The sequence below is a fragment of the Streptomyces sp. NPDC053560 genome (assembly GCF_044544605.1).
In the GTDB taxonomy this organism is placed as follows: domain Bacteria; phylum Actinomycetota; class Actinomycetes; order Streptomycetales; family Streptomycetaceae; genus Streptomyces.
The window spans coordinates 69736-91571 of record NZ_JBITXI010000002.1; the positions used below are offsets into that span (position 1 = coordinate 69736).

The 21836-nt window shown below is 72.3% G+C and carries 18 protein-coding genes; 4 read left to right on the plus strand and 14 right to left on the minus strand.

The features are described 5' to 3' along the window. Positions 1–37: 37 nt before the first annotated feature. Genes ACIGQF_RS03485 through ACIGQF_RS03495 form a run of 3 tightly spaced genes read right to left on the minus strand, consistent with a single transcriptional unit; the run spans position 38 to position 3215 of the window. A complete protein-coding gene (locus ACIGQF_RS03485) occupies positions 38–871 on the minus strand; it encodes a carbohydrate ABC transporter permease (protein WP_399704931.1) in 834 nt (277 codons plus the stop codon). After that, positions 868–1896: a carbohydrate ABC transporter permease gene (locus ACIGQF_RS03490; protein ID WP_399704934.1), complete on the minus strand. Its 1029-nt coding sequence runs from the start codon at positions 1894–1896 to the stop codon at positions 868–870. The genes ACIGQF_RS03485 and ACIGQF_RS03490 overlap by 4 nt, the downstream gene beginning before the upstream one ends. A gap of 14 nt (positions 1897–1910) precedes the next feature. Continuing rightward, positions 1911–3215 (minus strand): ABC transporter substrate-binding protein, encoded by a 1305-nt coding sequence (locus ACIGQF_RS03495; RefSeq protein WP_399704937.1) that lies wholly within the window; start codon positions 3213–3215, stop codon positions 1911–1913. A gap of 383 nt (positions 3216–3598) precedes the next feature. Here ACIGQF_RS03495 and ACIGQF_RS03500 point away from each other — a divergent pair, with 383 nt between their 5' ends. Next, positions 3599–4666, plus strand: coding sequence for a LacI family DNA-binding transcriptional regulator (locus tag ACIGQF_RS03500; protein ID WP_399704940.1), 1068 nt, complete (start codon positions 3599–3601; stop codon positions 4664–4666). Here the strand turns inward: ACIGQF_RS03500 and ACIGQF_RS03505 are convergent. From ACIGQF_RS03505 to ACIGQF_RS03515, 3 genes are all read right to left on the minus strand, one after another. Then, positions 4653–7085: a glycosyl hydrolase family 95 catalytic domain-containing protein gene (locus ACIGQF_RS03505; protein WP_399704943.1), complete on the minus strand. Its 2433-nt coding sequence runs from the start codon at positions 7083–7085 to the stop codon at positions 4653–4655. The two genes, ACIGQF_RS03500 and ACIGQF_RS03505, sit on opposite strands and share 14 nt — an antisense overlap. A gap of 129 nt (positions 7086–7214) precedes the next feature. Beyond that, positions 7215–7712 (minus strand): hypothetical protein, encoded by a 498-nt coding sequence (locus tag ACIGQF_RS03510; RefSeq protein ID WP_361567427.1) that lies wholly within the window; start codon positions 7710–7712, stop codon positions 7215–7217. A gap of 53 nt (positions 7713–7765) precedes the next feature. Beyond that, positions 7766–10702, minus strand: coding sequence for an ATP-binding protein (locus ACIGQF_RS03515; RefSeq protein WP_399704947.1), 2937 nt, complete (start codon positions 10700–10702; stop codon positions 7766–7768). A gap of 286 nt (positions 10703–10988) precedes the next feature. Between ACIGQF_RS03515 and ACIGQF_RS03520 the strand changes: the two genes are divergently transcribed. Together ACIGQF_RS03520 and ACIGQF_RS03525 are read left to right on the plus strand one after the other, a co-directional pair. Further along, entirely contained in the window at positions 10989–12089 is a 1101-nt protein-coding gene (locus tag ACIGQF_RS03520; protein ID WP_399704950.1) for an isoafricanol synthase, read from the plus strand. 17 nt (positions 12090–12106) lie between these two features. Beyond that, positions 12107–12829, plus strand: coding sequence for a leucine-rich repeat domain-containing protein (locus ACIGQF_RS03525; RefSeq protein ID WP_399704952.1), 723 nt, complete (start codon positions 12107–12109; stop codon positions 12827–12829). Between the two features lie 75 nt (positions 12830–12904). Here ACIGQF_RS03525 and ACIGQF_RS03530 read toward each other — a convergent pair whose 3' ends face one another. The 5 genes from ACIGQF_RS03530 to ACIGQF_RS03550 form a co-directional block, all read right to left on the minus strand. Next, a complete protein-coding gene (locus tag ACIGQF_RS03530; protein ID WP_399704955.1) occupies positions 12905–13147 on the minus strand; it encodes a DUF397 domain-containing protein in 243 nt (80 codons plus the stop codon). Positions 13148–13256: 109 nt separating this feature from the next. After that, positions 13257–14423 carry a thiolase domain-containing protein gene (locus ACIGQF_RS03535; RefSeq protein WP_399704958.1) on the minus strand — a complete coding sequence of 389 codons (1167 nt, stop codon included), beginning with the start codon at positions 14421–14423 and terminating at the stop codon, positions 13257–13259. 7 nt (positions 14424–14430) lie between these two features. Next, complete coding sequence (locus ACIGQF_RS03540; protein ID WP_399704961.1) at positions 14431–15471, minus strand: thiolase domain-containing protein; 1041 nt, start codon at positions 15469–15471, stop codon at positions 14431–14433. Next, the gene (locus ACIGQF_RS03545) at positions 15471–16418 is read right to left on the minus strand and encodes a Zn-ribbon domain-containing OB-fold protein (RefSeq protein WP_399704963.1); all 948 of its coding nucleotides are present in this window, start codon (positions 16416–16418) and stop codon (positions 15471–15473) included. The genes ACIGQF_RS03540 and ACIGQF_RS03545 overlap by 1 nt, the downstream gene beginning before the upstream one ends. A gap of 9 nt (positions 16419–16427) precedes the next feature. Next, entirely contained in the window at positions 16428–17243 is an 816-nt protein-coding gene (locus tag ACIGQF_RS03550; RefSeq protein WP_399704966.1) for a crotonase/enoyl-CoA hydratase family protein, read from the minus strand. Positions 17244–17429: 186 nt separating this feature from the next. Here ACIGQF_RS03550 and ACIGQF_RS03555 point away from each other — a divergent pair, with 186 nt between their 5' ends. Then, positions 17430–19049, plus strand: a complete 1620-nt coding sequence (locus tag ACIGQF_RS03555) for an acyl-CoA synthetase (protein WP_399704969.1) — start codon at positions 17430–17432, stop codon at positions 19047–19049. A gap of 104 nt (positions 19050–19153) precedes the next feature. Here the strand turns inward: ACIGQF_RS03555 and ACIGQF_RS03560 are convergent, their stop codons facing one another. From ACIGQF_RS03560 to ACIGQF_RS03570, 3 genes are all read right to left on the minus strand, one after another. Further along, entirely contained in the window at positions 19154–19765 is a 612-nt protein-coding gene (locus tag ACIGQF_RS03560; RefSeq protein ID WP_399706340.1) for a chorismate mutase, read from the minus strand. A gap of 231 nt (positions 19766–19996) precedes the next feature. Continuing rightward, a complete protein-coding gene (locus ACIGQF_RS03565; protein ID WP_399704972.1) occupies positions 19997–20695 on the minus strand; it encodes an alpha/beta fold hydrolase in 699 nt (232 codons plus the stop codon). Between the two features lie 161 nt (positions 20696–20856). Then, entirely contained in the window at positions 20857–21657 is an 801-nt protein-coding gene (locus tag ACIGQF_RS03570) for a VOC family protein (protein WP_399704975.1), read from the minus strand. Positions 21658–21836: the final 179 nt, after the last annotated feature.

Consider the following 21836-nt stretch of genomic DNA (forward strand, 5'->3'; position numbering starts at 1 on the left):
CGTACTCCTTGTACGGGCGAGGTACGGGCGGTCTGGGCTACTTCGCGGCACCGGCGGTGAGGCCGGCGACGATCCGGCGCTGGAAGAGCAGCACCACGATCACGAGCGGTACGGTCACGAGCACCCCGGCCGCCATCTGGCTGCCGAACGGGGTCTCGAACTGGGTGGCGCCGGAGAACTTGGAGATCGCGACGGGCGCGGTCTGCATCTCCGGCTTGTTGGTCATGGACAGGGCGATGAGGAATTCGTTCCACGCCGCGATGAAGGTGATGATCGCGGTGGTGAACAGGCCGGGTGCGGCGAGCGGGACGATGACCCTGCGGAAGGCCTGGCCGCGGGTGCAGCCGTCGACCATGGCGGCCTGTTCCAGCTCGTCGGGGAGCTGCCGGAAGAAGGCGGTGAGGTTCCAGACCGCCAGCGGCAGGGTGAAGGACATGCTGGGCACGATCATGGCCTGGTAGGTGTTGATCCAGCCCAGGCCGACGAAGAGTTTCAGGAGCGGCACGGCGATCGAGACCACCGGGAACATCGAGGTGGCGATGATCAGGGTGAGCACCAGCCGCTTGAGGCGGAACTCCAGCCGGGCCATCGCGTACGCGGTGAAGGTGGCGAGCAGCAGCGCGAGGCAGGTGGTCACGCCCGCCACGACCAGGCTGTTGAGGAGGGCGCGGGTGAAGGCCTGGGCGGGGTCGAAGACCGCGCGGTAGTTCTCCAGGGACAGCGGGGACGGCAGCGGGGAGTTGTCGAAGATGTCGGAGGTGCGGCGCAGGCTGGAGACCAGCATCCAGCCGAACGGCGCGAGGCAGTAGGCCACGACCGCGGCGACACCGAGGAGCAACAGGCACTTGCGGAGGCTTGCCGGAAGCGTCATGCCGCAACCCCCTGAGTACGGCGCGGCAGCCGTCGGCGGCGCCGCGCGGGCCTGCCGTCGTCCCCCACGAGGTCCGCGCCGAGCAGCCGTACGAAGGCCAGCGCGATGAGGAACACGTAGACGAAGAGGATCACCGCGTATGCGGAGGCGGGGCCGAACCGCACGTTGGCGGCCTGGTCCTGGGCGAGCATCGACAGCGTCTCCACCGAGGTCTTCTGCGCGCCGATCAGGATGTACGGCAGGTCGAACATGCGGAGCGCGTCGAGGGTGCGAAACAGCACCGCGACCAGCAGCGCGGGCTTCACCAGCGGCAGGGTGATGTGCCGGAACCGGCGCAGTACCCCGGCCCCGTCGATGCGCGCCGCTTCGTACACCTCGTTCGGGATGACCTGAAGGCCGGCGAGGACCAGCAGGCCCACGAAGGGCGCGGTCTTCCACACGTCGGCGATGATGACGGCGGCCTTGGCGTGGAACCCCTCGGTGGTCCAGAGCACTTGGTGGCCGATGAGGGCGTTGGCGATGCCGTCGCTGTGGAAGATCCAGCGCCAGAGCAGCCCGGTGACGGCGGTGGGGATGGCCCACGGGATGAGGATGCTCGCGCGGACCAGGGCGCGGCCGCGGAAGGCGCGATGCATGATCAGCGCCATGGCCACCCCGATGAGGGTCTCCAGCAGGACCGTGGTGGCGGTCAGGAAGGTGGTGTTCCAGAAGGCGTTCCAGAAGCGGGCGCCGGCCTCGCCGAAGATCGCGGCGAAGTTCTGGAGTCCGACGAACGGCTCGCTGTCCTCGACGAATCCGGTCTTCGGGTCCAGCCCCCGGGTGCCGTACAGCGACTGCTTCAGGGCGACGAGGGTCGGGTACAGCACGACGACGCCGAGGACGAGCAGGGTGGGCGACACGAGGAGCGCGGCGAGCCGGGCGGTGCCCGCGGTGGCCCGGGCCGGGCGGCGGCGCGCGGGCGCGGTGGGTGGTTCTCTGCGCGCGGCCGGCGGTACGGGCCGGGCGGGCGTCTGGGTCTCGGCCATCGGGGCGTGGCTCCTTACTCGGCCACGGGCTGCCGCAGCGCCCGCTGGAGGTCCGTGAGCGCCTGGGCGCTGCTCTTCTCGCCGGTCAGCGCGGCGTACGCCTCGCGCTGCACGGCCGCGGTCAGGTCGCCGTACTGGAAGACGCGCGGACGCGGCACGGCGTGCAGGATCGACCGCTTGAGAGTGGGGAGATAGGGATACGTCTTCACCAGGGCGGGGTCCCGGTAGAGGGACGCGTACGTGGGTGCTGCGGGCGCGTACTTGAGGGAGAAGCGCTGGTTCTGCTCGTTGGTGAAGAACTTCATGAAGTCCAGCGCGGTGGCCTTGTTCTTCGCGGAGGCGGTGAGCGCGAGGTTGTGGCCGCCGAGGCTGGAGGCGCCGGGGCCGTTCAGGCCGGGCAGCGGGGCGACGCCGAACTTCCCGGCGACCTTGCTGGAGCCGTCCTTCTTCGCGGCGAGCGGATACATGTACGGCCACTGCCGCTCGAAGACCAGCTTCCCGTCCTGGAAGGCCCGCCGGGCGTCCTCCTCCTGGTAAGTGATGGCCTCCTTCGGGGCCGTGCCGTCCCGGAGGGCGTCGACAAGGAAGTCGAGCCCGGCCCTGGCCTGCGGGGTGTCCAGGTGCGGGCGGCCGCGGGCGTCGGCGACGGTGCCGCCGGCCGAGTGGACGGCCTCGGCGACGTTGACGGTGAGCCCTTCGTACTTCTGGAACTGGCCGGCGTAGCAGGACATCCCGCGTGCCTCGGGCAGCATCTTCACCTTCGCGCAGTCGGCCTTCATCTCCGCCCAGGTGACCGGCGGTCTCTTGATGCCGGCGCGGCGCAGCAGGTCGGTGCGGTAGTAGAGCATGCCGCCGTCGGAGGTGGCCGGGACCGCGTAGAGGCCGCCCCGGTAGGTGGCCGTCCCCACGATCGGGTCGAGCATCCTGTCGAGCGGGAAGCGGTCTGCGGGCAGCCGGTCGACCCAGCGGTGGGCGGCGAACTCCGTGGTCCAGACGGCGTCGAGGGAAAGTACCGTGAACGCGTCGGACTTGATCTCGGCGTTCTGGATCATCTGCTGGCGCTGCGCGTCGGGGTCGGTGGGCAGCTGGACGAAGGTGACCTTCTCGTCCGGATGCGCCTCGTTCCAGCGGTCGAGCACGGCCTGCACGGTGCCGGTGGTGTCCTTGCCCGCGACGTACGTGATGGGGCCGCGGCCCTCGAACGTACCGGGCTTCCCGGCGGGCGGCGCGCCGCCGGAGGTGCCGCAGGCGGTCACGGCGGTGAGTCCGACGAGCCCGGCACAGGCGCTCCGGACGGCTCTGGTGGTCCTGGTCTTCACTGTCTCTCCTGGCAGCTGGGCTCCGCATCGGAGTTCCGTGCGGTGCGCCGACCGTGTGACTGCGCTGTCATCCGCGTCCCGGGCAGGCAGGAACAAGAGGGGCCCATTTCAAGGGAGTTAAGGGAAAGAGGGGTGCAGGAGCGGGGGAAGTGGGCGGCCACTCCGTAACAACGCTTGCACGCTAGGAGCAGGCCATGGGGAAGTCAACGCGTTACGTCGAGGTAATTTCCCGACTTCTCGGGGGCGTTATACCCCTGTTTCTTATGGTTGATTGAGGGTGGCGCCGAAGCGCGTACACCCGAGACAGCGTTGTCATGAGAATGGCGTGACAGCGCTGTCTCGGAAGGGTTTCCGCGCGCCGTGACCGGTGCTACCGTCCGCTCATGCCACCAGCCCAGCGGCACCACCCCACGCTGGCCGATGTCGCCCAGCGGGCCGGGGTGTCCGCCTCCACCGTCTCCCGCACCATGCGCGGCATGTCGACCGTCTCGCCGGACGTGCGCGCCCGCGTCGAACAGGCCGCGCGCGAACTGCACTTCGTGGTCTCCCGCCAGGCGTCCAGCCTGGTCACCGGCCGTACGGGCGTGGTCGCCGTGCTCGCGCCCACGCTCAACTCCTGGTTCATCGGCTCGGCGCTCTCCAGCCTGGGCCCCGTCCTGCGCGCGGCCGGCCTGGAGCTGCTCGTCTACGTCATCCCGGACCTGGCGGAGCGGACCGACTTCTTCGACCGGCTGCCCGCGCGGCGCAACGCCGACGCGCTGCTGGTGTTCTCCTTCGACCTCTCCGAGGAGGAGAGCGCGCGCCTGGACGACCTCGGGATGCCGGTGGTCTACCTCAGCCAGCACGCCGAGGGCCGGCCCAGCGTGTACGTGGACGACGTGGCCGGGGCCCGCGCCGGCACCCGGCACCTGCTCGGCCTCGGGCACCGCCGGATCGCCTTCGTGCAGACCACCGGGGCCAGCGGCTTCTCGTTCAGCTCGCACGAGCGGCTGCTCGGCTACCGGCAGGCGCTCACCGAGGCGGGCGTGGCGCCGGACGGTGAACTGGTGGTGGCCACGCCGCCCGGGGACAAGCGCCGTACCGCCGAGGCGGTCGGGACGCTGCTGAGCCTGCGCGAGCCGCCCACCGCGATCTTCGCCGAACAGGACGAGGTCGCCGTCTCGGTCCTCTGGACGCTGCGCAAGGCCCATATCGACGTACCCGGGCGGATGTCCGTGCTGGGCTTCGACGACCACCAGATGGCCGAGTGGTCGGACCTGACCACGATTGCCCAGTCCCCCGCCGGCATCGGACGGGCGGCCGGCGAGCTGGCCCGCGATCTGATCAACGACCCGGAAGCGGACCGGACCCGGCACCTGGTCCTGCCCACCCGGCTGATCCCGAGAGCCACCACGGCACCGCCGCGCCCGGCCGACGCGGACGAACCGACCGCATCCGCTACGTCGGAATGAACTCGTACGAGTGACCGCCGCGCGCCCCGAGGAAGGCCACCCTCGCCTCCGTACGGGGCGCCAGGTCCTTGCCTGCCGTCAGGTCGCGGACCGCGTACGCCCTCGTGAAGAGCGCGCCGCGCAGCCGTAGTTCGCCGTCCCGGCCCGCATGGATCACCACCCGGCGCGCGGCTCCGCCCGACCATGTGAGGTCCACGCCCGCGTCGCCGCGCGCCCGGAGCCCGGTCACCGAGCCGTCGGGCCAGCGGGCCGGGAGCGCGGGCAGCACCTCGATCGCATCGAGGTGGCTCTGCAGCAGCAGCTCCGTGATCCCGGCGGTGGCCCCGAAGTTGCCGTCGATCTGGAACGGCGGATGGGTGTCCCAGAGGTTGGGCAGGGTGGAGGAGGACAGCAGCTGGGTGAGCATGGTGTGCGCGTGATCGCCGTCGCGCAGCCGCGCCCAGAAGTTGATCTTCCAGGCCTTGGACCAGCCGGTACCGCCGTCGCCCCGTGCGCGCAGCGAGACCTTCGCCGCTTCGGCCCACTCGCTCCCCGGCTCGATCCCCCGCCCGGGATGCAGCGCGAAGAGGTGCGAGATGTGCCGGTGGGTGTCCGCCGGGTCGTCCAGGTCGGCCTTCCACTCCTGGAGCTGCCCCCAGGAACCGATGCGCAGCCCCGGGTCGAGCCGGTCCAGCGCCCGCCGCAGCTCCGTACGGAACTCCGTACTGTCACCCGTCAGTGCGGCCGCCTCCAGGGTGTTGACGAACAGGTCGCGCACGATCTGCTGGGAGATGGCGGCGCCCGCGGTGAAGGCCCCGTGCTCGGGCGAGTAGCTCGGCGAGACGACGAGGGTGCCGTCGCGCGGGTCGGTGTGCAGGGTGTCCAGCCAGAAGAGGGCGGCCCCCTTCATCGCCGGGTAGGCGGTACGGCGCAGGAAGCCGGGGTCGCGGGTGAAGCGGTAGTGGTCGTAGAGGTGGTGCGCCAGCCACGCCGCGGCTTCGGGGAACCAGAAGGCGGTGGCCCAGTCGTGCACGCCGGTGAAGCCGTACGGGTTGGTCTCGTTGTGCACCACCCAGCCGCGGGCGCCGAACATGCCCTTCGCCGAGACCTCGCCGGGCGCGCGCAGCGCCGTGATGAAACGCTCCAGCGGCTCGGCCGCCTCGGCGAGGCCCGCCGCGTGCACCGGCCAGTAGTTCATCTGAAGGTTGATGTTGGTGTGATAATCCGCCGACCAGGGCGGGGCGGTGGAGTCGTTCCACACGCCCTGGAGGTTGGCGGGCAGCGAGCCCCGGCGCGAGGAGGCGAGGAGGAGGTAGCGGCCGTACGCGAAGTACAGCGTCTCCAGCGCGCGGTCGGCGGCACCGGCCCCGCCGGTGTACGAGGCGAGCAGACGGTCGGTGGGGACGCCGGCCGGCATCCGTCCGCCGAGGTCGAGCGCGACGCGGCCGAACAGTCGCCGGTGGTCCCGCAGATGGGCCGCGAGCAGTCGGTCGTAGCCCTTGGCGACCGCGGCGTCCACGGCCCGGGTGACCCGGCCGTGCGGATCGGGGCCGCGGTAGTGCGGGTGGCGGTCCGCGTAGTCGGTGCCCGCGGCGAGCACGAACCACACCGCGTCGGCGGCCCGGACCGTGACCGTGCCGTCGGCGTGCTCGCGGACCGTGCCGCCCTCCGCCACCACCCTCAGCTGCGCCTCGAAGACCAGGCCGTTGTCCTGGAGCGCGCCCCGTACGGTGATCCGGCCGTCCCGTGCGGTGACCGTACGGTCCTCGCGGGGTGAGGTGGTGCGGAGGGTGCAGCCGACGGCGCCGGGCCGGTCGGCGGTGAGGCGGCCGACGAGGACGCCGTCGGGGTGCGAGGCGAAGTAGGCGCGGTGGTGGGTGGTGGTGCCGACGCGGTAGCGCACCCGCGCCACGGCGGAATCGAGGTCCAGCTCACGGCGGTAGTCCGCCGGGGAGGCAGGCGGGTGCGCCAGGTCCAGATGGAGGTCACCGAAGGTCTGGTACGCGCCGTAGCCGGTCTTCGGCAGGCCCAGCAGCTCGGCAACCCGTTCGGGGTCGGCACTGCCCTCGTCGTCGATCAGCTGCCTGACCTGCGCGAGCGCCTCGGGGCGCGGCGAGTGCCAGTTGCCGGCGTCGTAGCCCGGGGAGCCGGGGCCGCCGGTCCACAGTGTCTTCTCGTTGAACTGGAGTCGCTCGCTCGCGACGGTGCCGAAGACCATGGCGCCGAGCGCGCCGTTGCCGATGGGCAGGGCCTCGCGCTCCCAGTCCTCGGCGGGACGGTCGTACCAGAGAACCAGGCCCGGGTCATCGGAGGTCTCGCCCGACTTCTCTCCCGTACGCCCCTGGGCCGTCGCTTGCCGGGCCGGCCCGCCGAGGGCGAGCGCGCCGCCCACCCCGACTCCACCCAGTACAGCGGTTCTTCGAGCAATTCCCGGACACATCGGCGGCTCCCGGAGGACACGACGCGCGGCTCACCCCGGCGGGGCGCCGCCGATGCTAGAGGTCCGATGAATAGGGCGACAAGAGGCCGTACGGGACCGGGGTCACCGGTCCGTGGTGCCGCTCCGGGCTCAGCCCTGCTGGAACATCTCCGCGGGCAGCGGCTTGAGCAGCTGGTACAGGTCGTCCGTGATCGGGCGGTCCCAGCTGGCGATGGTGACCAGCACGCCGTCGCTCCGGTCGAACTGCACGCAGGAGATCCGGCCCTCGGAGCACTTGATGCGCTTGACGATCAGCAGGTTGTTGTCGTGCATGACCGGGAGGTCCTCGGTCTCCACGACCGAGACCTCCTCGTCGTGCCCCAGCGCGTCCAGCAGCTGCGCCACCTCGAAGGGCACCTCGCCCTCGCCGAGCTCCCGCGCCGGGGAGCCCTCGGGAAGGTTGCCGATGATCATCGCCGGGCCGCGGCCGCCGAAGAGGTCGTACCGCAGGAAGACGCCCTGGCAGGTGCCGTCGGGGGCGGGCAGCAGCCCGGCGCCCAGATTGCCGGGCCAGTCCCCGGGATCCATGGCAAGCACATCAAAATCGGGCCCGGCAGGCACGGCGCTACGGCGGCGGAGGAACGACATACAGCCATCGTACGTGGCGCGCCGCAGCACCATGCTGCGGTCCCGGGCGGCCGTCACGGCTCCGGAGCGGCCGGCGGCGGCACCGTGGCGGCACCCGCGCTCTCCAGCAGCCGCGGCAGGCCGCCGTGGTCCGTGCCCATCTTGCGGTAGACCCCGGACAGCAGCCGGCTGACGGCCGGAACCTGCGTACCCAGCTCCACGGCGATCCGGTCCTTGGTCCAGCCCTGCACGACCCACTCGGCCACCGCCCGCTCCTGGGCGGTGAGGGCGTCCGTGCCGGAACTGCGCAGCTGGAGCGGGCGCAGCCCCGCGGCGGACAGCTCGTCCCGGGCGCGTGCTGCCAGCGCCTCGGCACCGCAGTGCAGAGCGCCGTCCAGACCGCGGTAGAGGCGGTCCGCGGCGTCCTGCGGCAGGCCCGCCCGGCGCAGCGCGGCGCCGTGCTCGACCAGCGCCTGGGCCAGCTCGAAGGCGGACGGGGAGCGCTCGAAGTGGCGGACCGCCTCGGCCAGCAGCTTCATGCCCTCCGCGCCACCGACCACGCCGGCCTTGCAGAACAGCGCCTGCCCGATGGCCGACTCGGTGCCGAAGTCCTGGGCCCGCTGCAGGGCCTCGTCGACCAGGGTGAGGGCCCTGGCCCGGTCGGTGAGGGCGATCGCGCGGGCGAGGTGCAGCTGCCAGGGGCACCAGGCGGGGTTGCGCATGGTGCGCGGCTCCAGCCGCCTGCCGACGGCGGTGAGCTGCTGTTCCGCGTCCCGGTGCAGACCGCGCGCGAGCAGCAGCTCGCTGTAGACGGTCTGCGAGTCCGGGTAGACGACGGCGTTCGGCACGACCTCGCCGTAGCTGTACGTGTCGGCCAGCTCCTGGGCCTCGGCGACCCGGCCGCGGGCGAGCAGGATCTCGATGAGGATGCCGATCGCGAACCACTGGGCCGGCACCCGCTGCCCCACCCGGTGCGCGATCCGCAGGCCCCCGTGGACCAGGTCCTCGGCCTCCGCGAGCCGCCCGCGGCGGTAGCGGATGTAGCCGAGCAGGGTGTACCCGAAGGAGAGGTGGGCGCCGCGCCAGCCCTTGCGCTCGCACTCGGCGATGCCCTTGTGGAACAGCTCCTCGGCACGGCCCGGCTGGTCGCAGTACATGAAGGTGAGCGCGACGAGGACGGGCACTTCGAAGCCCCACTCCTCGTCCGTCCACGGCAGGCCGTCGCCGAGCGCCTCCTCGGCGTAGTGCAGCGCGGTCTGCGCGCTCTCGCCGCGCACCATGGCGTCCCAGGCGCGCAGTCCGAGGATGTACCGCTCGGCCATGCCGCGCCCGGTGAGGTGGTCGGCGAGCTTGGCCAGCAGCCGGGAGCGGGCGGGCGAGTCCTGCTCGTCGGCCCGGAAGGCGTTCCACATGAACTGCTCGGCCTGCATGCGCAGCCGGGTCCGCGCGTTCGTCGCGCTCTGCGCCTCGGCGGCGACGACCTGCGCCGCCTCCTCCATGCGGTCGGCGTGCCCGAGCGCCTGCGCCAGCTTGTACGTGATCGTCTCGCGCAGGTCCGCGTCCAGCTCGTCCTCCTCCAGCGCCGCGCGGAGGTGGTTCACCGTGGTCGCGGGCTCGCTGAGCAGGGAGGAGCAGCCCAGCTCGAAGAGGACCCGGGCGCGGTCCTGGAGTGCCGGGGGGTCGCGCAGCGCACGGGCCAGGCAGCGGCGGGCCGCGTCCGGCGCGCCCGCGCGGAAGTACTCGCTCGCGGCCTCCCGCAGCCGCTGCACGACCCAGTCGTCGTGCTCGGGGTGCATCTCCAGCAGATGGCGGGCCGCGGACGTGGCGCCCTGGCCCGCGTCCACGACCGCGGCGGCCGCCTGCCCGTGCAGCGCGACCCGCAGCGCCCCGGGGATGGCCTGGTAGACGGCGCTGGCGACGAGGGGGTGGAAGAAACGGAGGTTGCCGTTGTCCGAGGAGCGGGCGGGGGCGAGGATGCGGGCGTCGCGCAGCCTGTCCACGACGTCGGCGGCCTGGACGGAGCCGAGGCCCGCGACGTTGGCGGCGAGCGTCGGAGAGACCTCCGTACCGAGCACGGAGGCGGCCCAGGCGAAGCGGACGGCGGCGGTCCCGAGCCGCTCCAGGCGCTCGATGAGCCCGCTGTCCTTGATGGCCATGACCAGCTCGCGCAGCTGGGAGACGTTGGCCTGCTGCGGCTTGATGTCGCGCTCGCGGATCTTGGCGCTCAGCTCGACGACCTCGTACGGATTGCCGCCGGTGACGGCCCAGCACTCGCGGCAGAACGCCTCGTCGGCACCGTCGCCGACCATGTGGGTCACCACGCGCCGGACGGCGCCGGGGGTGAGCGGGGTCAGCTCGAAGGGGCGGGAGCCGCTGCGCTCGGCGATCCGGCGCAGCGGGCCGGCGCCGGCCGGCAGCTCGTCGGGGCGGTACCCGACGATGATCAGTATGGGGAGCTCCTCCGCGCGGGCGGCGAACGCGGTGAGCCAGGCGAGGGATTCGGGGTCGGCCCAGTGGGCGTCGTCCAGGATGAGGACGACGGGCGTGAAGTGCACGGCGAAGCGGGTGACGACCCAGTCCAGGCCGTCCCGGACGCCCTGCGGGTCGGGCGAGGCGTCGCCGTCCGCCGCGACCAGGCCGACGGCGGGCGCGACGATGTCGTACCAGGTGCCGAGGATCCGCCGGTGTTCCTCGGGGGACTCGGCGGCGAACACCGGCTGCACCAGCTGCCGTACGACGTGGAAGGCCACCTCCTGCTCCTGCTCGCCGCCGCGGCCGAGCAGCACCGTGCAGCCGCGGGCGACGGCGCGTCGCCGGGCCTCGGTGATCAGCGCGGTCTTGCCCATGCCCGGCGGTCCGGCGAAGGCGATCAGGCCGCCTGTGCGCAGACTTCCGTCCTCGCCGCCGGAGCCGCACAGGTCGGTCAACATGCCGTCCAGTGCGCTCAGTTCCGTTTCCCGTTCGAGCATGGGCCTGCGCGCCCGGCCGGACCGCCCGGTGATCTCCACCATGTTCCCGTCCTCACCCCATTTGCATATGGCGACGAGCCTAGCGTCGCGCGGCGCTCCGTGGTCGGGCCCGGACAACTTCCGACCATGAACCGGCGGAGCGCACAGGGAGGTTCCGCGCCTCCCAGGGCATTGCGCGGCGCGCGGTCCACGGCCTGCGCGGGTGGCGCGAGCGGGCGTCGTCCACAAATTCATTGACCGATAAACCGGCTCCCTTCTTGACTGGTTATCGCAGGAGCCTCAGGCTCCCCTGACTGCGCCGCGGGGCGCAGCTTGAAGGAGGCGGACCATGAACGACCAGAACAGTGCGGCGGTAGCACCGCTGCCTCCCGTCCCCAGGCGTACCGCGCCCCTCGCCATCCCCTTCCCGGCGCAGCTGAACCCCGGGGTGGAAGTGGCGCGGCGGCACACCCTCGGCTGGCTGCACGGGTACGGCATGCTCGTCGGCGAGGCGGCGACGGAGGAGTACGACGCGCTGCGACTGGACCGGCTCATGGCCTACTTCTACCCGGAGGCCGACGCCGCCCGGCTGGCGCTGGCGACGGACTTCAACGCCTGGTTCTTCCTTTTCGACGACCAGTTCGACGGCGAGCTGGGCCAGTGCCCGGAGTCCGTGGCCCACTTCGTGGACCGTGTGATGCGCACGATGGACGAGACGACGCCCGATCTGCTGCCCGAGGAGCCCGACAGCCCGCTGGTCGCCGGGTACCGCGACATCTGGCAGCGGATCACCGCCGGGGCGCCCCGCGCCTGGCAGCTGCGCTTCCAGGACCACTGGGAGCGGTATCTGGGTGCGTACCACTGGGAAGCGCAGAACCGTACCCGCAAGGGCGTACTGTCGCTGGATCAGTACCTCAAGGGCCGCCGGAACTCCATAGGGGTGCAGCCGTGCCTGGACTTCGCCGAGCGGTGCGGCGGTTATGTCCTCCCGCGTGAACTGCACGGCAGACCGCCGCTGGCGGAGCTGCGCCGGCTCACCGCCGAAGTGGTGATCTTCGTCAACGACATCGTGTCGGTCGACAAGGAACTGGCGGCCGGCGACGTCAACAACAGCGTGATCATCCTGCAGCGTTCGACCGGCTGCACCCTGGACCAGGCGGTGCGCAGAATCGTCCGGACCTGCAACGCACGCGTGGAGCAGTTCCAGCAGATCGCCGCGACCCTGCCCGCGACGCTCAAGGAGCTGGGCATGCCGGCCGATGTGCACGACCACGTGGCGCACTACGTCACGAGCATGCGAAACCTGATGACCGGCAACCTGGTGTGGTCGCTGGAGACCCCGCGCTACGACGACACCGGCACCGCCTCGGTACGCAGTCGGCCCTGGGCCGATCTCTTCGCGGCCGCCGACCCGGGCGGGTTCCCTGCGCAGCGCACGGCCGGTTCCTGACCGGGCGGGCGGGGTCGGTGTCCGGGGTGCTCAACTACTGGAAGGCCGGGCTGGACTGCGTCCCGGCGGAGGTGTGGGAGGCGGTGCCGGGCCCGCGCGTGCTGATCCTCGCCGACAATGCCCTCACCGCTCTCCCCGGCCGTATCGGCGAGCTGAGCACACTGCGCACGCTCGACCTCGGGCACAACGCACTCACCCGGCTGCCCGCCTCGCTCGGCGACCTGACCGGCCTGTCCGGCTGTCTGTACCTGCACGACAACCGGCTGGCCGAACTGCCCGCCGCGCTGGGGCGGCTGGTCCGCCTCGGCTATCTCAACGTCGGTGAGAACCCGCTGCGCCGCCTGCCGGACGAGCTGGGCGGGCTGGCGGGCCTGTACGAGCTGCGGGCGCAGCACTGCGCCCTGGCCGGACTGCCGCCGGCGCTCGGCCGGCTCGCCCGGCTGCGGGAGCTGTGGCTGCGCGGCAACCGGCTCACCGCGCTGCCGGGCGCCTTCGTGGGGCTGCGGGAGCTGCGCGAACTGGAGCTGCGCGAGAACGCGCTGGCCGAGGTCCCCGTGGCGCTGCGCGGGCTCCCGCTGCTGCGCCGGCTGGACCTGCGCGCCAACCGCATCGGTACGCTCCCCCACTGGCTGCCGGAGTGGCCGTCGCTGGAGAAGCTGGACCTGCGCTGGAACGCCGTCGACGAGGCGGCGCCGGAGCTGCGTGCCCTGCGGGACCGCGGCTGCGTCGTCCTCGTCTGACCGCCGTGCCACCCGGCCGGGGTGCGGTCCGGGTGGCACGTCCTCGGCCCGTGGCGCCGTGCGGGCACCCGGGGTTCACGTCAGGTCGAACTCGCCCTCCCGGGCGCGCAGCACGAAGCCACGCCATTCGCCGGGTGAGAAGACGACGGCCGGGCCGTCCGGGCTGCGGCGGTCCCGCATCGCGATGAAACCGTCGACGAAGGCGATCTGGACGTCACCCACGCCCTGGCCACTGGGCTGCCACTGGGCCTGTGTGAGATCGAGCTCGGGCTGATTGTCGCCGGTGATCCGCTGCTCGGTGATGGTACTTTCGGCCACGTTTACCGCTCCTCCCCGGTGGGGTCCGCCGTCCCGGTCAGCGTAGCCACCGTGCCCGGCGTCCAACAGGCCGCGACGGGCCGCGTGGCCCCGTTCCGTACGTCACCGGTCAGGTGGCGGGCGGCTCGGATCCGACCAGCCACATCGCGAAGAACTGCGAGCCGCCTCCGTACGCGTGTCCCAACGCCCGCCTTGCTCCCGGCACTTGATGTTCACCGGCCCGGCCGCGTACCTGGAGTGCCGCCTCGGCGAAGCGGATCATGCCCGACGCGCCGATCGGATTGGTGGAGAGGACGCCGCCCGAAGGATTCACCGGAAGGTCACCGTCCAGTTCCGTCACGCCGGCCTCGGTGAGCTTCCAGCCCTCGCCCTCCTCGGCGAACCCGAGGTTCTCCAGCCACATCGGCTCGTACCAGCTGAACGGCACGTACATCTCGACCGCGTCGATCTGGCCGCGCGGGTCGGTGATGCCGGCCTGCCGGTAGACGTCGGCCGCGCAGTCCAGCCCGGCGCGCGGCGAGACGGCGTCCTTGCCGGCGAACAGCGTCGGTTCGCTGCGCATCGCCCCGCCGTGCACCCACGCGGGCGGATGCGGCGAGCGGCCGGCGCCGGCCCGCCCGGTGAGGACCATCGCGCACGCGCCGTCCGAGGAGGGGCAGGTCTCGGAGTACCGGACGGGGTCCCACAGCATCGGGGACGCCTGCACCTTCTCCAGCGTGAGGTCGTGCTCGTGCAGATGCGCGTACGGGTTCTTGAGCGCGTTGCGGCGGTCCTTGTAGGCGACGAGGGAGCCGATCGTGTCGGGCGCGCCGGTGCGCCGCATGTAGGCGCGGACGTGCGGGGCGAAGAAGCCGCCGGCCCCGGCCAGCAGGGGCTGCTGGAAGGGGACGGGCAGGGACAGGCCCCACATGGCGTTGGACTCGGACTGCTTCTCGAAGGCGAGGGTGAGGACGGTGCCGTGCACCCCCGCGGCGACGAGGTTGGCGGCCACCAGGGCGGTGGAGCCGCCCACGGAGCCCGCGGTGTGCACCCGGAGCATCGGCTTGCCGACGGCGCCGAGCGCGTCGGCGAGGTACAGCTCGGGCATCATGACGCCCTCGAAGAAGTCGGGCGCCTTGCCGATCACGACGGCGTCGATGTCGGCCCAGGTCAGTCCGGCGTCCTCCAGGGCTCGCACGGCGGCCTCGCGGACCAGCCCGGCGATCGACACGTCCTTGCGTGCGGCGATGTGGTGGGTCTGGCCGATGCCGACGACGGCCACGGGCTCCTTGCTCATGACGACCTCACTCCCCTTCCAGGACGGCGACCAGGTTCTGCTGCAGGCACGGGCCGGAGGTGGCGTGCGCGAGGGCGCGGTGCGACCGGCCGCGCTGGATACGGGCGGCCGCCTCGCCGAGCCGGATGAGGCCGGCGGCCATCATCGGGTTGGCGGCGAGCGCGCCGCCCGAAGGGTTCACCGTCACGTCGTCGCCGAGCTTCAGGGCGCGGCGGAGCACGATCTCCTGGGAGGTGAAGGGCGCGTGCAGCTCCGCTGTGTCCACGGGCCGGTCGAAGGCCCCGGCCCGTTCGGCGGCGAGCCGCGTGGAGGGCGAGTCCGTGAGGTCGCGTACGCCCAGTGCGTGGGCCTCTATGCGGTGGTCGATGCCGCGTATCCAGGCGGGCCGTTCGCACAGCCCTCGGGCGGTGTCCCCCGCGGCCAGGACGACGGCGGCGGCGCCGTCCCCGATGGGCGCGCAGTCGCCGCGCCTCAGGGGGGCGACGACGTGCTCTCCCATGGGGACGTCGCCGCGCAGCTGGGCGTGCGGATTGCCGGCCGCGTCGGTACGGCTGCGCGCGGCGACCCCCGCCAGGACCCGCTCGTCGGCGGCCCCCGCGTCGAACAGGGCCTGCGCCTGAAGGGCGGCGAGCGCCACGGAGTCGGGCCACAGCGGCGCCACGTAGTACGGGTCGAGCTGACGGGTGAGCACCTCACGCAGGTCGCCGGGCGATGACTTGCCATAGGAGTAGACGAGGGCGGTGTCGGCCTCGCCGGTGAGGAGCTTCACCCAGGCCTCGTACAGCGCCCAGGCGCCGTCCATCTCGACGTGCGACTCGGCGACCGGCGGCCAGGCGCCGACGCCGTCCAGGGCCATGGTGAAGGAGAACGCCCGCCCGGCGAGGTAGTCGCTGGAGCCGGAGCACACGAAGCCGAGGTCGGCGGTCTCCAGGGAGACCGCGTCGAGCACCTCCCTCAGGACCGGCATGAGCATCTCCACCTCGGAGACCTCGCGGCTGTCCGGTACGTGGTCGGACTGCCCGAACGCGACGATCGCCACGTCTCGCATCACACCAGCTCCTTGTACGTGTCGTAGTCGGCGTCCGGCTCTCCCGTGGGCCGGTAGTGGTCGGGCCAGCGCTGCCCGTCCTTCCAGACCGGTTCGACCCGCATCCCCATCCGGACCTGGTCGTACGGGATGCCGGCGATCCGGCCGTGCAGCGCCAGCCCGGCGCCGTCCAGGGCTATGTGGGCGTAGACGTAGGGCACTTCGATGTCCAGGCCCTTGGCCTTGATGTTGACGATGCAGTAGGTGGTGACCGTGCCCTTCGGGCCGACCTCGACGCGTTCGCCGGTGGGGACGCCGCAGGTGGGGCAGGCGCCGCGCGGCGGCACGTACACCTTGGCGCACTCGGGGCAGCGCTCGCCCACGATGCGCCGCTCGGCGAGCGCCCGGAGGTAGGCGGTCTGGGCCCGCCCCGGGCCGTAGGTGTAGTCGAGGCGGGCGGGGAGGGTGACGACGGAGACGGCGTCGGCGAAGTCGCCGCCGTGTTCGCGCGGCGCCGGCCCGGCCGCGCCGTCGTACGGCTCGAAGCAGGCGATGTCGGTGATGGCGCCGGTCCGTTCCGCAGCCCAGCGGATGCGGACCCGCATGCCGGTGGAGACGGCGTCGGGCGAGGGCGCGTCCAGGGCGTGCAGCAGGGAGCTGTCGGTGCCGTCGAGCCGGACGAGCACCCAGGCGAAGGGCCGGCCGAGTGGGTGCTTTCCGGTGGGATGCGGGTTCCAGGCCCAGGTGGTGACGGTGCCGGTCTCCGCGACCTGGACCAGTTCGTGCAGCTCGTCGGCGGTGACCGGGTCGTACTCGGTGGGCGGCACCAGCACGGAGCCGGCGGTGGTACGGACGCCGAGAACGGTGCGCTCGCGGAGGCCGGTGAGGAAGGCGCTCTGCACGGGCCCGAGGGAGCGGGTGAAGGGGAATTCGACGACGAGCGGGGCGGCGAGGATTTCGGTGGTCACGGCTGCTCCTCAGGTGCGCCGGTAGACCGGCGGGCGCTTCTCGGCGAAGGCTTTGGCGCCTTCCTTGGCGTCGGCGGTGGCGAAGATCGGCCAGCCCTGGGCGAGTTCGTGTGCCAGGCCGTCGGTCTCGGTCATCTCCGCGGTCTCGTAGACCGAGGCCTTGACCGCTTCGACCGCGAGCGGGCCGCAGGCGTTGATCTGTTCGGCGATCTCCAGGGCCTTGGCGCGGGCGGTGCCGTCGGGGACGACATGGCCGATCAGCCCGGTGTGTTCGGCCTCGCGGGCGGTGTACGGGCGGCCGGTCAGCAGCATCTCCAGGGCGTGGGTACGCGGGATCTGGCGCTGCAGCCGCACGGTGGAGCCGCCTATGGGGAACAGCCCGCGCCGCACTTCGAAGAGCCCGAAGGTCGCGCTCTCACCGGCCACGCGGATGTCGGTGCCCTGCAGGATCTCCGTACCGCCGGCCACGCAGGGCCCTTCGACGGCGGCGATGACGGGCTTGCGCGGCCGGTAATGCCGCAGCATGGCCTTCCAGTGCAGGTCCGGGTCGGCCTTCATCCGGTCGCGGTACCCGCCCTCGGCCATGCCGTCGCCGGCCAGCGCCTTGAGGTCCATGCCGGCGCAGAAGACGCCGCCCGCGCCGGTGAGAACGACGGACCGGATGTCGTCGTCGGCGTCCGCGGCCAGCCAGCCGTCGTACAGGCCGACCAGCATCGGCGGCGAAAGGGCGTTCTTCGCCGCCGGGCGGTTCAGCGTGAGTACGAGTGTCGCGCCGACGCGTTCCACGGTGAGGTGCTCGGTGCCGGTACCGGGGGTGCCGCCCATGCCGTTCTCCCGTCCTGCCCGTCCGTCCTGCCCGTATGAAGAATGCAGAACAGGTTGCAGGAGCGGCACGGCGACTTCAAGGGTTTTCTGACACTCAGTCAGATTTATTGGCCGCGACTCTTCCCCCTTCCCGCCCCTGCGGCTCTAATGAGCGCCGGACCAGCGGCCGCGCGATCAGGAGGAGACGTGGAGTACAACCTTGCCGACCTCTTCGAGTCGATCGTCGACGCGGTGCCCGACCGCGAGGCGCTGGTGTACGCCGACCACCCCGGCAGCGGCGCCGAACGCCGCCTCACGTACCGCCGGCTGGACCGGGCGGCCAACCGCCTCGCCCACCACCTCCAGGACTCCGGCGTACGCCCCGGCGACCATGTCGGCCTGCACCTCTACAACGGCGTCGAGTACCTCCAGACCTTCTACGCCTGTCTGAAGATCCGCGCGGTACCCGTCAACGTAAACTACCGCTACGTCGAGGAGGAACTGGCCTACCTCTACCGCGACGCCGACCTGGTGGCGCTCGTCTTCGACGCGGAGTTCACCGAGCGGGTGGCCGCCGTCGCACCCCGGGCACCGCGCCTGCGCCACCTCGTACGGGTCGGCACCCCGCCGCCCGGCGCGCCCGAACCCGCCTGCCCCCTCATGTCCTTCACGGACGCCGAGGCCGCCGGCTCCCCCGAACGCGGCTTCGGGCCGCGCAGCGCCGACGACCGCGTCATCATCTACACGGGCGGCACGACCGGCATGCCCAAGGGCGTGGTCTGGCGCCACGAGGACCTGTTCTTCTCCGGTACGGGCGGCGGCGCGCCCACCGGCGAACCGGTCTCCCGCGCCGAGGAGCTGGCCGAACGGGCCGCCGCGAGCGGCGAAGGGCTGGTCTTCTTCCCCACTCCCCCGCTCATGCACGGCACCTCCACCCTCACCGCCCTCATAGCCTTCCACTTCGGACAGAAGGTGGTCCTGCACCGCAAATACGTGCCCGAAGAGGTGCTACGGACGATCGAACGGGAGCGGGTCACCAGCGTCTCCCTGGTCGGCGACGCCATGCTGCGCCCCCTGACGGACGCCCTCGCCGGCCCCCTCAAGGGCACCGACTGCACCACCCTCTTCGCCGTCTCCAGCTCCGGCGCGATCCTCTCCGACACCGTACGGAACCAGTTCACCGCCCTGCTCCCGCACGCGATGCTGCTGAACAACTTCGGCTCCTCCGAGTCCGGCTTCAACGGCACCGCGACCGACGACGCGGGCCCGGAAACCGGCTTCCGGCTGCACGTCAACGGCCGTACGGCGGTGGTCGACCCGGTGACGCACGCACCCGTGCCGCCCGGCGAGCCCGGCCGGCTGGCCCAGCGCGGCCACGTACCGCTGGGCTACTACAACGACCCCGCCAAGACCGCCGACACGTTCTTCGAGGCCGACGGCGAACGCTGGGTGCTCCTCGGCGACATGGCCACGGTCGACGAGGACGGCGTGGTCACGGTCCTCGGGCGCGGCTCGCAGTGCATCAACTCCGGCGGCGAGAAGATCTACCCGGAGGAGGTCGAGCAGGCGCTCAAGGCCCACCCGGACGTGTACGACGCGCTCGTCGCGGGCATCCCGGACGACCGCTGGGGCAACCGGGTCGCGGCCGTGGTGCAACTGCGCGCGGGCGCGGGCCCGGTGGACCCGGCCGCCGTCCAGGCCCACTGCCGCACCCGCCTCGCCGGCTACAAGATCCCCCGCACGGTCGTCTTCACCGACCGCATCCAACGCTCCCCCAGCGGCAAGGCGGACTACCGGTGGGCCAAGCGGGTGGCCGGGGGCGAGTGAGTTCCCGAGGGCCGGGGCGGGCCGTCGGGGCGCCCCCGGTCAGCCGCGGCCCGAGTGCAGGGGGCCTCCGGTCAGCCGCAGACCGAGCGCAGGGGGGCCTCCGGTCAGCCGCAGACCGAGCGCAGGGAGCGGGCCAGGGCGACCGTGTGCAGCGCGTCCAGGTGCTTCTCCCGTACGACAACGGCCGCGGCGACGGTCAGTACGGGGCCGCACGACGGAGCCGGACGGGCATCCGCCGAGTCGGCGATGGCGCGTACCAGCCCCTCGTTGATGCGGTTGATCTCCTCCCGGACCTCGTTGAGGTCGGGGCGGGTAGTGGGCGCCCGGTCCGGGTCGGCGGTCCAGGCGCGGTGCAGACCCCGCTGCACGATCTTGTTCGCCTCGATCTGATCACGGAAGACCGCGACCGTGCGCGCGGGGTCCGCACCCAGCTCCCGCGCCCGCTCAGCCACCGCATCGAGCACCTGCTGCTCGCGCGCCGGGTCGTCGATGGGGCTGCCGGTACCCCACTTGGCCGCCGCGACCAGATCGGCGGTGGCCAGCCGCTCGGCGGACAGCTCGGCGAGGGGACGCAGCGCGGCGTAGGGACCCGAACGAGGGGTCGAGGTGGCGGCCGACGCGGGGGCGGTGGCGGGCCGGTCCACTTGGGCCGTAGGTGCCGCGATCGCGCTGGGCGCTCCGGCGGACAGGACGGCCGCGGCAGCAGCCGCGACCATCGCGCGGCGGACGAGGACACGCCGTGGTGCAGCACGGCGGACGGCGGAGCTGAGAGGCACGGGTTGCCCTTCCCGGTCGGCGACTTTGCCTTGTTCTAGTGGAACGACGACGTTCTACTGGGACGACGACGTTCTACTGGAACAACGGCCGCCGCGGCCACCGAGGTCCACCGGCCGGACAGCCGACCGGGCCGCCGCCCGGACAGCCGACCACCGCCCGCCCCACCGGGCTCACCCTTCGCGCACCAGGAAGCCCTTCACCGCGTCGAGGAATTCGCGTGGCCGCTCCTCATGGACGAGGTGCCCCGCACCGTCGATCGTGACCAGTTCGGCGTGCGGGATCAGCTCCGCCATCCGGGCCAGCTGCTCCTGTGGGATGTGGCTGTCGGCACCGCCGCCGATCACGAGCGTGGGCGCGGTGATCCGCGCGAGACCGTCCCACCACCGCGGGTCCGGCGCGTTCCGCTCCCCCACCACCGCGGCCTTCGCCGCCCAGTCGAACGCCGCCGTGCCGGGCGGCGCCTCCGGTACCTCCTGCGGCGGATCCGCCGGCAGCGGCGGGGCCGCCTCCTCCACGACCAGCCGGTTCACCAGCTCGGGCCGCTCGGCGGCCAGCAGCAGCGCGGTCACCGCTCCCAGGGAATGGCCGATGAGCGTGACCTCGTCGAGCCCCAGCTCACGGAGGAAGCCGATCGCGTCGTCCCGCCACCGCTCGAAGCCGTACTCGCCGGGCCAGTCGCTCTTCCCGTGCCCCCGCTGGTCCAGGGCGTACACCCGGTGGGTGGTCGCCAGCTGCCCGACCACCCCGCGCCAGTCCTCACCGTCCTCGCCGAGACAGTGCAGCAGCACCGCCGGGGGCGCGTCCTCCTCGCCCCATACCCGGTACGCCAGCTCGACTCCGTCCACCTTCACTTTCTGTACGTCCGCCATGGGCCGAAGGTACCCACGACCGCGCGTCCCGATCCCCCTCGACGCGTTCGCCACACGCTGATTGCCCGCTGGCCTGAGGAGGGGCGGGTGAACGCCCTTCGGGGGTCCCCCTCCCCCGCCCCACCCCTCCACCTCTCGTCCGCCTCGCTCCGGTTGCTCTGTCAGCTCGTCGGCGGCTCCCCCTTGATGATGGCGAAGACGGCGCCGTACGGGTCGCGGAACATCGCCAGGCGGCCGACTCCCTCCGCGTCGACCGGCGGGATGAGGGCCGTCGCGCCGCGCTCCGTCGCCGCCGCGGCCGTCGCGTCGCAGTCGTCCACGCCGAAGTACGGGTGCCACTCCGAGGTCTCACCATGGTCGAGGTGCTCCTGGGGCAGCTGCATGAGGCCGCCCTGCCCGAACGCGGGGGACGCCGGGACGCCCGCAGGGACCACGATGGTGTACGCGCCCGCTTCGCCCATCGGCAGGTCCTGGTACTGCCAGGAGAAGACCGAGCTGTAGAAGTCCTTGGCCGTCGCCGCGTCGGTCGTGTACAGCTCCGTCCAGCACAGGGCGTTGGACTCCATCACGGCGTCCAGCCCCTTGACCTCGCCCGGCTGCCAGACCGCGAACTCGGCGCCGGTGGGGTCGGTGAAGGCGGCCAGCCGGCCCGCGGTGAAGACGTCCATCGGCTCCGCCCGCACCCTGCCGCCGGCCGCCACCACGGCCTTGGCCGTGCCGTCCGCGTCCGGGGTGTGGAAGTAGAGCGTCCACGAGGGGCTGGCCCCCTCCTCGACCAGCGGGCCGATCGCGGCAACGGTCCGGCCGTCCAGCCGGAAGAAGCCGTAGCCACCGGCGTCCGGCCCCAGGGATTCGAAGGTCCAGCCGAACACCTCGCTGTAGAAGGCGACGGCCTCGTCCACGTCGGGGACGCCGAGGTCCAGCCAGTTCGGCGCGCCCGGTGCGTACTGGGTCGAGAGCATGAGCAGATCCTTCGGTGTCTGGCGAAGCTGGTGAACTGCTGTCATGGCGGTGCCCGGCCGCCGGCCGATCGCGGCCCGCACCGCCCGTTCTCCGAACAATTCACAGCATGGCAGGCACCACTGACAGTCGCCCCCCAACGGAGCATCGGCGCAGGTCAGGCGGCATGCCGCGCCCGCAG